The sequence below is a fragment of the Emticicia sp. SJ17W-69 genome (assembly GCF_051209875.1).
Taxonomy (GTDB): domain Bacteria; phylum Bacteroidota; class Bacteroidia; order Cytophagales; family Spirosomataceae; genus Emticicia.
Genome location: NZ_JBNTQY010000001.1, coordinates 2949999 through 2965787, shown reverse-complemented (window position 1 = coordinate 2965787; position 15789 = coordinate 2949999). Strand labels below are relative to the sequence as shown.

The window sequence follows — 15789 nt, the reverse complement described above, 5'->3', positions numbered from 1 at the left end:
CCTATGAAAAACCTTGAACTATTCATTTTTTTATTTTTTCTGATTCAAAGCGTAGCCTATTCGCAAGGCAAACTTATCGAATCTAAAGTATATAAATGGGACGATTTAACTGCCGAAAAAAGACCGCAAGGTGAAGCACGTCAAATTTTAGAAGGTACCACTCCTCATTTTAAGCTTTGTAAAGTTCATGCAAGTACTCTTTTACCGAAAGGGCGAATGAGGCCTGCTGCTTATACCCAAGAAAATGAAGAATTAATCATTGTAAAGGAAGGTGAATTGACTGTTACTATCGAAGGGAAAACTAAGGTTATAAAACCTGGTGGAATTGCCTTAATTATGTCGGGAGATATGCGTGAAACTATAAACCTAAGTGATAAAAACACGACATACTATGTTTTTCAATACAATTCTATCGAGCCAGTAGATATTGAAAGAGGTAAAAAAGCAGGAGGCTCTTTGATGCTAAATTGGGACGAAATAAGTTTTAAACCACATGATAAAGGTGGTAGAAGAGATTTTTATAATCGTCCAACAAGTATGTGTAAACGTTTTGAAATGCATGTCACAACGCTCAATGAAGGATTAATGAGTCATGAGGCTCATCAGCACAAAGCTGCTGAGATTATCTTTTTGATAAATAGTCAAAATGATGAAAAAGATAGCAAAGCACAAGAAACTATCAATGGCGTATGGCATGACTCAAAAGTTGGTGATATTGTTTTTTTACAATCAAATGATTGGCATGGACTTAGAAATGTAGGGAAAGGCACTTGTACCTATTTTGCTTTTCAGTTTGAGTAAGGTTTTTAAGTTAAAAGATTAAATTTGTTTATAGAAATGAGAAATATCATATATAAATTCAGCCTAATTAATTTATTACTTGTAGTAAATTTTACCATTTGCCAAGCACAGGATTTTAAATCTTTACCAATGTGGAATCCAAATTTACCTATTGAATCTCGGGTAAATGATTTGGTTGGCCGTCTTACTTTAGATGAAAAAGTACATCAAATGATAAATTCAGCTCCTGCCATTCCTCGTTTGGGAATTCCAGCTTATGATTGGTGGAATGAGGTATTGCATGGCGTTGCTAGAAGTCCATTTAAAGCTACCGTCTTTCCACAAGCCATAGGAATGGCTGCCACTTGGGATACCACTTCGCTTCAAAAAATGGCAAAATATGCTGCCTTAGAAGGTCGAGCAATTTTCAATAAAGCAAATGCTTTGGGTAGGAATAATGAAAGGTTTGTGGGGCTAACTTATTGGACACCCAATATCAATATTTTTCGTGACCCTCGATGGGGACGTGGACAAGAAACTTATGGAGAAGATCCTTATTTGACTGCTATGTTAGGAAAGTCTTTTGTACATGGATTACAAGGTAATGATCCAAAATATTTGCAAGCCGCTGCGTGTGCAAAACATTTCGCTGTTCACAGCGGCCCTGAGCCTTCTCGCCACTCTGATAATTTTAGCCCAAATAAATATGATTTATATGATACATATTTACCTGCTTTCAAAGAATTGGTAACCAAAACAAATGTGGAAGGGGTCATGTGTGCATATAATCGTTTGGATGGTAAACCTTGCTGTGGAAATGATATGCTGATGCAGGATATTCTTAGAAAAAATTGGGGATTTAAGGGCTATGTGACGAGTGATTGTTGGGGAATTGAAGATTTTTTTAAATTTCATAAGACACATCCAGATGCAACCACAGCTTCTGTCGATGCAGTTTTGAATGGAACAGATATAGAATGTGGTACAGATGCCTATTACTCCTTACTGGATGGGGTTAAAAAAGGATTGATAAGTGAAGCTCAAATTGATGTTTCAATAAAAAGACTTTTCACAACTCGTTATAAATTAGGAATGTTTGACCCAATTTCAATGGTAAAATACGCTCAAACTCCCGAAAGTGTATTAGAATCTGCCGAACATAAAGCACATGCTCTAAAAATGGCTCGTGAATCAATTGTTTTAATGAAGAATGAAAACAATGTGTTGCCATTGAAAAAAAATATCAAAAAGATCGCAGTTTTGGGACCTAATGCTGATAATAGAATTTCAATTTTAGGAAATTATAATGGAATCCCTTCAGAACTAACAACGGTTTTACAAGGAATAAAAGATAAAGTTGGCAAAAACGTAGAGGTTGTCTATGAAAAAGCATTGGGTTTTACAAACGATAGCTTAATCGCTTTAGAGAATGTTTCACACCGTTTTACTTGGGAAAATAAACAAGGTTTTAAAGCAGAATATTTTAATAACAAAGAATTAAAAGGAGAACCAGAAGTTATAAGAATGGAATCTATAGTTGATAATCTTTGGCAGGAAGGAACACAAGTGGTGGGTAAAATCAGAGCCAAAGATTTTTCAGCAAGATATACTTCTAATTATAAAGCTGAAAGTGATGGCTTTATCACTTTTGAAATTGAAGCAGATGATGGTTACAAGCTTTTTGTAAATGATAAGGAAGTTTTAAATATTTGGTTGAGAAATCGTTGGGGACCTAGAACCTACAAATTTTTTACCAAAAAAGACGAAGTTTATAAAATTGCCTTGGAATATTGGCAAGGCGATGGCAAAGCAAATGTCAGAATCAGTGCTGGGAATTTTGTTAAAAGTGATTTTATGGCAATTGCCAATAAAGTGAAAGGTGCCGACGCAATTGTTTATGTTGGTGGGATTTCACCTCAATTGGAAGGTGAAGAAATGCGAGTTGATTTTGCAGGTTTTGCAGGCGGTGACCGTACAACCATCATGCTTCCGCAAGCCCAAACCGAATTTATGAAAGCTCTAAAAACAACAGGGAAACCCGTTGTTTTTGTAATGATGACAGGTTCTGCGATAGCTATTCCAGAGGAAAGTAAAGAAATACCTGCCATAATGAATGCTTGGTATGGCGGACAAAGTGCTGGAACTGCGGTAGCTGATGTGCTTTTTGGTGATTTCAACCCTGCAGGTCGTTTACCCTTGACTTTCTACAAAAGTGATACAGATTTACCTGATTTTAAAGATTATGATATGAGTAATAGAACATATCGATATTTTAAAGGAGAACCACTTTTTCCATTCGGCCACGGACTGAGTTATACTAATTTTAAATATGAAAATTTTAATGTTCCTGCTTCCACAAAGAAAGGAAAGGCAATAAAAGTGAGTGTAAATGTTAGAAATATAGGAAAAATTGCTGGTGAAGAAGTTGTTCAATTATATGCTTCTTATCCTGGTATCAATGGTAAATCTCCGATTCGGGCTTTAAAAGGTTTTCAAAGAATTGCCTTAAAAGCAGGTGAAAGTAAAGTTATTAGCTTTAATTTATCACCCGAACAACTATTGCTTTTTAATGAAAATGGAGAATCGTATCAACCACAAGGAAACCTGCTTTTAAGCATCGGTGGAGGCCAGCCTCATGTGAAGAATAAAACTACTAGTAATGTTTTGGAAAAATCAATGAAGATATTTTAGCCTTTTTTAAAAATATAAAGTCTGAATATTTAATTATTGAAAATATTAAAAATTAATCACAAAATATAATTACAATTCCTCTGTCGCACCAATTCAACCTTAAACACTATGAAATTGAAAACTATCGTATTTTTCATTATTGCTACCAATTGGGCATTTGCTCAACTGCCCAATAAAATTGGTCTTTTTGAAGAAAGAACCGATATTGGAAACCCCACCATTCTAGGGAAGACTACCTATAATCCGAACTCTCAAGAATATATTATGGAAGGTGCTGGCATAAATATGTGGGAGAAAACTGACCAATTTAATTTTTTATGGAAAAAAATTAAAGGTGATTTTATCATTTCAGCAACAGTACAATTTGTAGGAAAGGGAGTTAATCCACATCGAAAAATAGGCATTATGGCCAGAAATTCTTTACAAGCTAACTCAGCTTACGTGGATGCAAGTGTTCATGGTGTTGATTTAACATCTTTACAATACCGAGAATCAGCAGGTGAAGATACAAAACAAATCGAATTATCATCTTTTAACCCTGTTGCCATTGAGTTTCAAAGAATAGGAAATGAATTTACTTTTTCCGCTGCCACAAAAGGCGAAAATTATAAATCATTTACTAAAGAAATCAAACTGAATGAAGAGGTTTTTGCTGGACTATTTATTTGTTCACATGAAGAAAAAGTGCTTGAAAAAGCAATTTTTAATAATGTTAGAATTACTATTCCTGCGGCAAAAGATTTTCGTCCCTATCGTGATTATATAGGTAGCCAAATAGAAATAATGGAAGTTAAAACTGGCCTGCGTAAAATTTTATATTCAGCTAAAAATTCACTTCAAGCTCCAAATTGGACAAAAGATGGAAAATATTTATTATATAATTGCGAAGGTTTGATGTATCGTTATAGCATTGCTGATGGGAAAGTTGAAGTTTTAAATACTGGTTTACAAAAGCAAAATAATAACGACCATGCTATTTCATTTGATGGAAAAATGTTAGCTATTAGCAATTATTTTGGCGAAAAACGGACTTCGACTATTTATATTTTGCCAACTAGCGGTTCTGATAAGCCCGTTCAATTGACAAACCCTGAGTTGGGACATTCATGGTTGCATAGTTGGTCGCCTGATGGCAAAAAGCTCATTTATATGGGTGAAAGAAACAAGCAACCAGATATTTGGTCGATTGATATTGCCACAAAAAAAGAAACAGCACTAACAAATACACCAACATTGGATGATGGACCAGAATATACACCTGATGGAAAATATATCTATTTTAATTCTGTTAGAACTGGAACCATGAAAATTTGGCGAATGAAACCTGATGGAAGTAATCAAGAACAAGTTACATTTGACCAATACAATGATTGGTTTCCTCATTTTTCGCCAGATGGTAAACAACTATTATACATCTCTTTTCCACCCGACATCAAACCAACAGACCACCCATTTTATAAAAAAGTAGTGTTAAGACTTATGCCAACAAGTGGCGGAGTTCCACAGACGATTGCCTATATATATGGTGGTCAAGGTACAATTAATACACCATCTTGGTCGCCTGATGGTAAATATGTGGCATTTGTGAGTAATACAAAAATCGATTAATAAAATAATCAGGCAATATTTTTTACTAAATGCCTTATTATCAGTTTGTTATAAATATTCTTTATTTTCGGAAATTAATCTTACATCAAATATGAAACGAAGAGCTGCACTCAAAAATGTGTTGTTTTCTGCGACAGGTTTACTAACTTTACCTGCATGGGGGAATAGTTGGAATGCCGAGACTCTTAAACAAACAAAATCGATTTTCACCACAAATCAGGCTCAAATTCTTGATATTTTGGTTGATGCTCTCATTCCAAGCGGTGAAATTATTGGAGCAAAGGATTTAGAAACATCTGTTTTTATTAATAAAATGTTGTCAGACTGCTATGAAAAGTTAGCCCAAGAAAGTTTCAAGAATGGTTTAGAAAATGCTGACAAATTGACAAAAGAAACCTTTTCAAAAAGCCTAATTGAATGTGATAAAATTCATAGAAATGAAGTATTGGTTAAACTTTCAATGTCAACTGATACCCAACAAAAAGAGTTTTTTGCTCTTTTGAAACAATTAACGGTTTTGGCATATACTACTTCCGAATATGTATTGACAAAACATTATAATTATGTGATGGCTCCTGGCCATTATTATGGTTGTGTGAATGTCTAAAGTAGGCTTTAGGAAATAGGATTTAGTTTTTATTTGCATATAATTTTTCAATCAAATTCAACCTAATAAAAATATGAGTTTTCTTAATATAGATGCTGTCAAAGCTCGAACTTTTGATGCGATTGTCATAGGCTCAGGCATAAGCGGAGGTTGGGCTGCCAAAGAATTGTGTGAAAAAGGTTTAAAAACCTTGGTTTTGGAGCGAGGAAGAGATGTTCAACATGTAACAGATTACCCAACAACGATGAAAAATCCTTGGGAATTTGAGCATCGTGGGCAAGTGCCTTTAGATATAAGAAATCAATACCCGAATGGGCGTGCAAGTTTTATGCGAGAAGAAACAATGCACTGGGCTTTAAAACCTAACGAGCAACCTTTTGTAGAAGAAAAACCATTTCAATGGACTCGTGGCTATCATGTAGGAGGTAAGTCACTTCTTTGGGCAAGACAAACACAGCGTTGGTCAGATTTGGATTTTGAAGGTCCTCTCAGAGATGGCTTTGCAATAGATTGGCCAATTCGGTACAAGGATTTAGCTCCTTGGTACAGCCATGTTGAGAAATTTGCTGGGATTTCGGGCAATAAAGATAATTTACCACAATTACCAGATGGTGAATTTTTGCCGCCCTTTGAAATGAGTTGCGTTGAAGAACATTTTAAAAAAGTTTTAAATCAAAAATATGAAAATAGACCTTTAATACACGGTCGTTGTGCTCATATTACCGAGCCAAAACAAATCCATTCAGAACAAGGTCGTGCCACATGTCAAAACCGAAACTTGTGTAATCGAGGGTGTCCTTATGGAGGGTATTTCAGTAGTAATGCCTCTACTTTGCCATGGGCGATGAAAACTGGAAAAATGACTTTACGCCCACATTCAGTTGTACATTCATTGATTTATGATGAAAAGAAAAATGGGGCCTCAAACGGCAGAGCTATTGGGGTAAGAATTGTTGATGGAAATTCAAAAGAGATGATTGAATATTATGCAAAAATTATTTTTGTCAATGCTTCCGCTTTGAATTCTAACCTAATTTTGCTTAATTCAATTTCTAATCGCTTTCCAAATGGCATTGGAAATGACAGTGGAACTTTAGGAAAATACATTGCTTGGCATAATTACAGAGGTAAATTAAGTGCGGATGTAGAAGGTTTTCTTGATAAAAAAACCGATGGAAAAAATCCAAGTAATAGCTATTTACCACGCTTTCAGAATTTATATAAACAAGAAAAGGATTTTCTACGAGGATATGCCGTTGGTGTTGGAAGTGGCAGAGGTTTGGTGCAAAATCGTGATGGAGTAGGAGAAGAATTGAAACAAAACTTACTCAATCCAAAGTTGGGGAATTGGAACATCAGCACTTGGATGATGGGCGAGACAGTTCCAATTGAAAAAAACCATGTTAGATTACATTCCGATTTAAAAGACCAATATGGTATTCCTCAATTAATCACTTCGGTAGATTGGACTGAAAATGATGATAAAATGGTGGTTGATTATATCAAAGAAATGACAGAAATGTTTACTTTGGCAGGTTTTAAAAATATCAGAGGTGGTGATTCGCATTCAAATCCTGGTTCAGATATTCACGAAATGGGAGGGATAAGAATGGGGAAAGACCCCAAAACATCGATGCTCAATGAATGGAATCAATTGCACGCATGTAAAAATGTATTTGTAACCGATGGAGCTTGTATGACGTCAACAGGTACACAAAATCCATCACTGACATATATGGCATTCACCGCCCGAGCTGCTGATTTTGCTGTAAAAGAAATAAAAAAACATAATATTTAGTAGAGCAATTTTCTAAATCGCATAGTGCCAATTTCAACCTCAAATTTATAAAAAATGAAAAAAACAACGAATTATCTAATTATTTTAATAGTACTTTTCACTTTTCAGCAAAATGTTTTTGCCCAGCCAAGTGCAAAAAAACTTTACAAATATCCATTTGGGGTACAAGCTTACACATTTCGAAATCACTTTCCAAAAGACGTGGTTGGTACGCTTGATAAAATTCAGAAAATGGGAATTACTGAAATTGAAACAAGCGGAGCAAAAGGTGTAACTGATGAGGAGTACAAAAAACTTTGTGATGCCCGTGGTATCGTGATTCCTTCAACAGGAGCTGGTTACGATCAATTAGAAAAAAAATCACAAGACATTGTTACAAAAGCTAAAATTTTCAATGCAAGTTATGTGATGTGTGCATGGATACCTCACAAAGGAGACAATTTTACTATTGAAGATGCAAAAAAAGCAGTGGAAGTATTTAATAATGCAGGTAAATTTCTAAAAGAAAATGGCTTAACTTTTTGTTACCATCCTCATGGTTATGAATTCAGACCTTATGAAAATGGAACTTTGCTTGATTATCTCATCAAAAATACAAATCCTGAATTTGTATCTTTTGAAATGGATGTTTTGTGGATTCTGCATGGTGGTGGAAATCCTGTGAAATTATTAAAAACCTATGGAAACCGTTGGAAACTGATGCACGTTAAAGATTTGAAAAAAGGTGTTGTAGGTAATTTCTCAGGCGGTACTCCAGCTGAAAATGACGTAGTGCTCGGCACAGGTCAAGCCGATTGGAAAAATATCTTTAAACAATCTAATAAAATCGGAATCAAACATTATTTCATCGAAGATGAAAGTGAGCACGAATTGGAAAATGTTCCTTTGAGTATTGAATATTTAAAGAATTTGAAGTAATTATCAATTGAGCCAGACGAAAGTTTGGCTCTTTTTGCAGGTCGAATTTCCTAATTCGACCAGAGCTAATTTGAGTTTTTTTCATAACTTGCAATTTCAATTATTAATTTAAAATATCACTTCACCAAACCTGTAAAAAGCTCATGAAAGATAAAATTCTCAGAATAATTTTCTCATTAGTAACATTTTACGTTTCTGCTCAAAGTTTTAATCCCAAACTTTTTGATAGCATGAAATGGCGTATGATTGGTCCTCATCGTGGTGGTCGAACAGTTGGTGCAGTGGGTGTCCCACAAAAACCAAATGTATTTTATATTGGTGTAAATAATGGGGGAGTTTGGAAAACTACCGACTACGGACATACTTGGAATCCGATATTTGACGACCAACCTACCGGCTCCGTAGGTGATGTTGCTGTTGCACCATCCAATCCAAATGTAATTTATGTGGCTTCAGGTGAAGGAATTCAACGCCCTGACTTATCAGTTGGCAATGGTATTTATAAATCAATAGATGAAGGTAAAACTTGGGTAAATACGGGTTTGAGCGATGGTCAACAAATTGGAGGACTGGCAATTGACCCAACTAATGAAAATATCGCTTTTGCAGCGGTTTTAGGTCATCCTTATGGACCAAATGAAGAAAGAGGTGTTTATCGTACCAAAAATGGTGGTAAAACTTGGGAAAAAGTATTGTACAAAGATGTCGATACAGGAGCGATTCAGGTAACCATCGACCCTAAAAATCCAAATATTGTTTATGCTGACTTATGGGCAGCTCGTCAAGGCCCTTGGGAAAATGGTGCATGGCAAGGCCCTGAAAGTGGTTTATATAAATCAACTGATGGAGGAACAACTTGGCACAAACTAACCAAAGGATTACCAACGTATGAGCAAGGTTTGGGAAGAATTGGCTTCGGCATTTCTCCAAGTAATCCTTCAAGAATATATGCTACAGTTGATGCTCCCGAAGAAGGTGGGATTTTTCGCTCTGATGATGCGGGTGAATCTTGGTCAAGAATTAGTCAAGATGGCAGACTTTGGGGACGAGGTAGTGATTTTGCAGAAATTAAAGTTCACCCAAATAATCCAGATATTGTATTTAGTGCTGATGTAGATACCTGGAAGTCAGAAGATGGTGGCAAGACATGGATAGCTTTTCGTGGAGCTCCTGGTGGGGATGATTATCATCGTCTTTGGATAAATCCAAATAACCCTGACATTATGCTTTTAGCTGCTGATCAAGGAGCGATTGTGACTGTTAATGGTGGCAAAACATTTTCATCGTGGTATAATCAACCCACAGCTCAATTTTATCATGTAAGTACCGATAATGCTTTTCCATATAATGTATATGGAGGTCAGCAAGAAAGTGGTTCGGTTGGTATAACTTCTCGTGGAAATGACGGAATTATTTCTTTCAGAGATTGGCATCCAGTTGGAGTAGAGGAATATGGATATGTAGCTGCCGATCCGCTCGATCCAAATATTATTTATGGTGGAAAAATAACAAAATATGACAAAAGAACGGGACAAACGCAAAATATTGCTCCTGAAGCGGTGCGTTCGGGTAAATATCGTTTTGTTCGTACAGCACCAGTGATGTTTTCACCTGTCGATAATAAAACTTTATATTTTGCAGGAAATGTTTTATTTAAAACTCAAAACGGTGGAGATTCATGGCAAGTAATCAGTCCTGATTTGACTCGTGAAAGCTACAATGAAATTCCAGCAAGTATAGGGGTTTATACCACAGAAAGCATGAAAAAAATGCCTCGCCGAGGTGTAATTTATGCGATAGCACCTTCACCTAAAAATATCAATTCGATTTGGGCAGGAACAGATGATGGACTTCTGCATCTGACAGTTGATGGGGGTAAATCGTGGAATAAAGTCAAAGATTTTGGTGCTTGGTCGAAAGTTTCTCAAATTGATGCAGGACGTTTTGATGTCAATGTGGCTTATGTGGCTGTCAATCGTATTCGTGTTGATGATTTGAAACCGCATATTTTTAGAACAAAAGATGCTGGAAAAACTTGGCAAGAAATTGTAAAAGGATTACCAAACGAACCAATCAATACTGTGAGAGAAGACCCTACAAAAAAAGGTTTACTTTTTGCAGGCTCTGAAAATGCTGTATATGTATCTTTCGATGATGGTGAAAATTGGCAAACTTTACGTTTGAATATGCCTGCTACAAGTATCAGAGATTTAGTTATTAAAGATGATGATATCGTTGTTGGCACCCATGGCAGAAGTTTTTGGATTTTGGATGACATTACACCTTTACGTCAAATTACTGATGAACTTTCTCAAAAAGAAGCAATTTTGTATAAACCACAAAATACCTATCGTGTTCGTTGGAGTACTTACACAGATACACCTATCACACAAGAAGAACCACAAGGACAGAACCCGCCTGATGGTGCAATTATTAATTATTATTTAAAAGATAAAACACTAGGAGAAGTGACGCTTGAAATTATTGATGCAGCTGGAAAATCTATTCGTAAGTTTTCGAGTAATGATAAGCCCTATGAATTACCGGATTTGAATATTCCACATTATTGGATAAGACCTCAGCAGATTCTTTCAGCAGAGGCTGGTTCACATCGTTTTATGTGGGATTTACATTATGCTCCTCTCAATTTACCACCTTCTTATCCAATTTCGGCTGTATATCAAAATACTGCTCCTGATGCAACTTCACCGTGGGTTTTAGCAGGAAATTATAGCGTAAAATTAACTGTTAATGGGAAAACATATTCTCAAACATTCACTGTAAAAATGGATCCAAGAGTAAAAACATCAGCAATGGATTTGAAAACCCAGCACGATTTATCAGTGGCTTGCTATGAAGGAAGAATAAAAGCTATGGCGGAATTGTCTAAAATGAAAGATTTACGCCAAAGAATCAGAATGACTGAAGAAGGTTTGAAACAATTTGATGCCAAAGAAGCTGATCTAAAGAAAATTCAGTCGGGTTTGTCTTCAGTACATAATATTTTACAAGATGCTGATAGTAAGCCAACTACGCAAGCAGTGCTGGCTGCAAAAGAATTATTGGCTAAATTGAATAGTATTTTAAAATAATGAGAAGTTAAATATTGTAAACAGAGCTATTTCTTTGTAAGATTTAGCTCTGTTTTTTGTACAAAATGTCCTGAAAATAGAATTAGGAACTTTATTCAAAACCTAATTTATCTTTTCCCGCTTGAACTTCTGGACAAGACATAAATAATTTCCATAATAATCCCGTACGTTGATTTTCAATCATACAAATAATTGGACCTTGGTCAATTGCTAAATATGACTCTGCCCACCATAGATTTGTTAGATTGAAGCCATCAACAAAACCGTATTCCTTCCAAATTTTATCACCTAATTTATAATAAAAAAAACGAAGAGCGGCCATCGACTCTTTAGGTGTGTAAGGCATCGCTGAAAGTGCCGCCGTTGGACTAATCACCCCCAAGTCTTCGGTTGGTGAATGAGCTGCATAACCATTATTTGAATCACTCGCTGTCAGACCCCAACAGTTGGCATTATAACCATTAAAGTTTTTAGGGTTATTTAGGCAATAGCCATAATTTACTTTGGTATGAGCTAAGTTTTGTTCCCAGTAATCAGCATACTGGTCTTTCATTTGGTGAGGATTTAACCCTAAAAATGAATATTGTGAGAAAAACAATGGCCCGCCGTATTCAGACCCTAAGGGTAAAGTAGTGCCGAAATATGTTTTCCCATTTTTCATTTTTCCATTTTCTGCCCAACCATTATCATAAACATCTTTTGAAATACCGTGAGTAGGAGAGGCGGCGGCTAAAAAGTATGTTATCAAACACTCATTCCAACCATGAATTTGGTGATTCATTTTCCATTCATAATTAGATGACCAATGCCAATACAATACTTTTTCATCATTTTTGGTATGCCAATTCCAATCGGCAGCGTGCCAAAGTTCGTTGATTTCTTTTCTTAATTTTATTTCTTCTATTGATTCTTGATTAAAATATTGGCGTACAATTAGTAAGCCTTGCATTAAGTAGGAAGTTTCAACAATATCGGCTCCATTATCATAAGTACTAAATGGAATGGTTTCACCAGTTGCACCATTGAGCCAATGTGGGAAAATTCCATGATAACTTTTTGCTTTATTTTTTAAAAAATCAGTCATTTTTAATAACCTATCTAAACCTTCTTTTCTGGTAATAAATCCTCTTTCGATGGCAACAGGAATAGACATGATGCCAAAACCAGTTCCACCAGAAGTTGTGACATCGCCAGAAGTATTGCGTTCACGAGCTAAACCCGAAACAGGATGTCCAAAATCCCAGAAATATTTAAATGTTTGTTTTTGCACTAAAGTCAATAATTCTTCATCACTGATTCTTGGAAATTTGTCAGTAGTATCCAATTGAGTGGTCATTCCCAATTTCAAGGTAGAATTAAATAAGGTATTGTTTTTTGATAATAATTCAGGATTTACCATCAAACTATATTGAGTAATACTTTTTAATGCTTTCTGTGGCACAAGACTTACTGCACTATCACTATTCAAAAATAAAATGTTGATTGGTATTGGAGTTGAGGTGTTTTTTTCCTGTAAAATAATATTTTGTTGAGCAGATTCTTTGTTTAAAGGAGCGGAAAAAGCAATATCTACTTTGGGTAAAAGGTTTAAATTATTGGCATAAAACCCGCCAGATTGATTGCCATTTACCATTACAGTCTTAAAATAAAATTGTTCGGGTATTATATTTTGACTTTTACAAGCAGTCAAACTAATCAATAAAATAATACCTAATTTTAAAGTTTTCATAAGCAATAGCTTTTTTTTTTAGAAAAGTACCCATCCAAACGGATAGGTACTTTCTACAATTTGGTTAATTTCTACAATTTGGTTTTACTATTATCTTCCCGCACTTTCTAATTGGTACAAAGAACTAATGTCACCATCAGATAAAGCTTTATTATAAATTCGAATTTCGTCAACCATACCTGTCATAGGGACTTGCCAAGCATCTGGTGTTCCAGAAATATTAGTTCCCCATGCACCAATCACTGGTTTTGTTGGTGTTGTAAAATTTAGAGGGCCAGTTGTACCTCTTGCTTCCCAATCTGGATTTGAAATTTTCACGCCATTGGCATAAACTTTAAACATTGAAGTTGCTCCATCCCAAGTTAGTACAATATGAGTCCATTTTCCAGCATATTTTGCCGCTTGAACACCTCCTTTGGTTGGTTCATTTCTTGTATCTTGCCAAGAATCAGCATTTGACACTTTAGTAACAACCAAGCCTTTAAAAAGCATTGTATCGCTTGATGCTTTTCTCCAACCAGTTTCACTCATTAAATTAATATTACCTGCCCATTCATTTGGTCTTGTTAACGTGAAAAAGCAAGAGGGACTTGTCCCATTGTTATTAACATTAGCCCACAAGCTAATTGTTGCATTTGGTAAACTTGTGAGGCTATTAATTACATTATACGACAAGTACCCTCCAGCAAAACTTGCTGCCTTACCTTTAGCACCAGTTACATAACTAACATTTTGAGATTTTGTTGGCATTGCTCCTGATTTAGCCTCTTTCCCATCGCCATCTAATCCCCAATATGCAACCAAATTTGAGGAGGCTACCTCATCTGCACTATTAAATCCACCGATAGGTGGTAAACTTACTTTATCATCTTTACATGAGATGATAAAGCTACTTGCAGTAATTGTTGCTACTAAAATCCCTAAGGAAACACGAGTTGATTTCATGATTTTTCTAAAATTTTGTTAAAAAATAAGTAAATTGTTATTGGTCTATTTTATTGAAATTAGTATTAATACCCTTTATTCTGTGTTAATTGGCCACCGCTAAGAGCGATTTGTAAAGCTGGAATAGGTAGTAATTCATTTTTACCTGCTGTAAAGTTTTTGTTTGTTGATGAAAGTACTTTTGCCGCACGACCCGTACGAACCAAGTCGAAGAATCTATCATGTTCCATCGCTAATTCAACATGACGTTCTTGCCAAATGGCTTCTCTCATGTCGTTTTGAGTGGAAATAGTTAATGCCTTTAAGCCAGCTCTCTGTCTAATTTTGTTTAAATAAATACTTGCTTCTGCTGTCTTTCCTAATTCGTTTGCAGCTTCTGCATTTATTAATAAAACCTCGGCAAAGCGGAGTAGATGAATGTTTTTTTGTTTCCTATCTCTATTTCCAAGAAAACTTTCGATATTTTTATTTTCTGAATGATAGGCTTTGTAGTTGTAGCGAAGGTTTTGTACCGAGTCGGCACTTGGTACACGGAATCCATCAAATAGGGTTGTACCTTTATATTTTCCACTATTATCAATGAAAATAATACTTGCCTCTTTTCTTAAATCACCTAATTCATAAGCATTGACCAAGCTTTGAGAAGGTGTACAAAATCCCCAACCTAAATCAGTCCATCCTCCTTTGCCACCCACACGTGGCCCTTGAAACATGGAATAGGTATTTACCCCAAAGTCAGAATTATTAAATTGCCCTGTTTGTACCTCAAAAATGGCTTCTTTACTATTGTCACCTGCCTGTCTCCAAATCGTTTCATAATTTGGCAAAAGATCATATTGATTTGAATTGATTACTTCTTTGGTCAAATCATAGGCTTTTTGCCATTCTTTGCGATACATATATACTTTAGCGAGTAAAGATTGGGCTGTACCTTTAGCAATACGTCCTGCACCTGTTTGATTACGTAATGGTAAATTAGCAGTACTAAAAAGCAAGTCTTCCAAAATGACTTGGTAAATATCCTCGGAACTTGCACGGGTTTGAAAAATTGGGTCTGTATTTGCATCTAAAGCATCTTTTGGAACACGAAGAATTTTAGGAACTCCGCCAAACCAACGCACCAAATTGAAATAATAGTAAGCCCTAATAAATCTGATTTCACTCGTTAAACGCTTTTTAGTCACTTCTTCAAGGGTAGATTGTTCAATGCTAACCAAAGCATTATTGACCTTTGCAATACCATTATAGTGTCCTGCCCACAATGATTGCACAAACAAATTGGTTGGTGTAAGTGTAAAATCGTCAATCACACCAACTGTTCCTTGTTGGTCGCTTGGAGTACTACCTTTATCCGCATCATCCGAAATAATGTTGGTTGCCGAAACAAACGCAATTCCATGCACATCACCTTCAGCTCCAAAAGATTCGGCAGTCATTAAGCTATTATAGACGCCTACCACTAAATTTTGTGGCAAATTAGGGTCGGTCTCAGCAGTTGGCTTTCCTTGAAGTGGTACATTTAAAAAATCACTACTACATGCAGAAATCCAAAGTGATGTTGCAATAAATGAACTGATTATTATGATATATTTTTTCATTGTATTTTTCAGAGATAAATTCA

The 15789-nt window shown here is 35.6% G+C and carries 10 protein-coding genes; 7 read left to right on the top strand and 3 right to left on the bottom strand.

Features of this window, described 5'->3' with window-relative positions; genetic code table 11:
* The first annotated feature begins 3 nt into the window (after positions 1–3).
* The 7 genes from ACQUQZ_RS12060 to ACQUQZ_RS12030 all read left to right on the top strand — a co-directional run bounded on the left by ACQUQZ_RS12060 (position 4) and on the right by ACQUQZ_RS12030 (position 11494).
* Positions 4–801: a cupin domain-containing protein gene (locus ACQUQZ_RS12060; protein ID WP_435355186.1), complete on the top strand. Its 798-nt coding sequence runs from the start codon at positions 4–6 to the stop codon at positions 799–801.
* Positions 802–837: 36 nt separating this feature from the next.
* Positions 838–3471 (top strand): glycoside hydrolase family 3 C-terminal domain-containing protein, encoded by a 2634-nt coding sequence (locus ACQUQZ_RS12055; protein ID WP_435355185.1) that lies wholly within the window; start codon positions 838–840, stop codon positions 3469–3471.
* Between the two features lie 108 nt (positions 3472–3579).
* The gene (locus ACQUQZ_RS12050) at positions 3580–5079 is read left to right on the top strand and encodes a TolB family protein (RefSeq protein ID WP_435355184.1); all 1500 of its coding nucleotides are present in this window, start codon (positions 3580–3582) and stop codon (positions 5077–5079) included.
* A gap of 91 nt (positions 5080–5170) precedes the next feature.
* Entirely contained in the window at positions 5171–5686 is a 516-nt protein-coding gene (locus ACQUQZ_RS12045) for a gluconate 2-dehydrogenase subunit 3 family protein (protein ID WP_435355183.1), read from the top strand.
* 73 nt (positions 5687–5759) lie between these two features.
* Complete coding sequence (locus ACQUQZ_RS12040) at positions 5760–7484, top strand: GMC oxidoreductase (RefSeq protein WP_435355182.1); 1725 nt, start codon at positions 5760–5762, stop codon at positions 7482–7484.
* 54 nt (positions 7485–7538) lie between these two features.
* Entirely contained in the window at positions 7539–8402 is an 864-nt protein-coding gene (locus tag ACQUQZ_RS12035; RefSeq protein WP_435355181.1) for a sugar phosphate isomerase/epimerase family protein, read from the top strand.
* Between the two features lie 143 nt (positions 8403–8545).
* Positions 8546–11494: a VPS10 domain-containing protein gene (locus ACQUQZ_RS12030; RefSeq protein ID WP_435355180.1), complete on the top strand. Its 2949-nt coding sequence runs from the start codon at positions 8546–8548 to the stop codon at positions 11492–11494.
* 91 nt (positions 11495–11585) lie between these two features.
* Here ACQUQZ_RS12030 and ACQUQZ_RS12025 read toward each other — a convergent pair whose 3' ends face one another.
* The 3 genes from ACQUQZ_RS12025 to ACQUQZ_RS12015 form a co-directional block, all read right to left on the bottom strand.
* Complete coding sequence (locus tag ACQUQZ_RS12025; RefSeq protein ID WP_435355179.1) at positions 11586–13223, bottom strand: glucoamylase family protein; 1638 nt, start codon at positions 13221–13223, stop codon at positions 11586–11588.
* Between the two features lie 90 nt (positions 13224–13313).
* On the bottom strand, positions 13314–14168 hold the full coding sequence (locus tag ACQUQZ_RS12020; protein ID WP_435355178.1) for a LamG-like jellyroll fold domain-containing protein: 855 nt from the start codon (positions 14166–14168) through the stop codon (positions 13314–13316).
* Positions 14169–14233: 65 nt separating this feature from the next.
* Positions 14234–15766: a RagB/SusD family nutrient uptake outer membrane protein gene (locus ACQUQZ_RS12015; protein ID WP_435355177.1), complete on the bottom strand. Its 1533-nt coding sequence runs from the start codon at positions 15764–15766 to the stop codon at positions 14234–14236.
* Positions 15767–15789 lie beyond the last annotated feature (23 nt).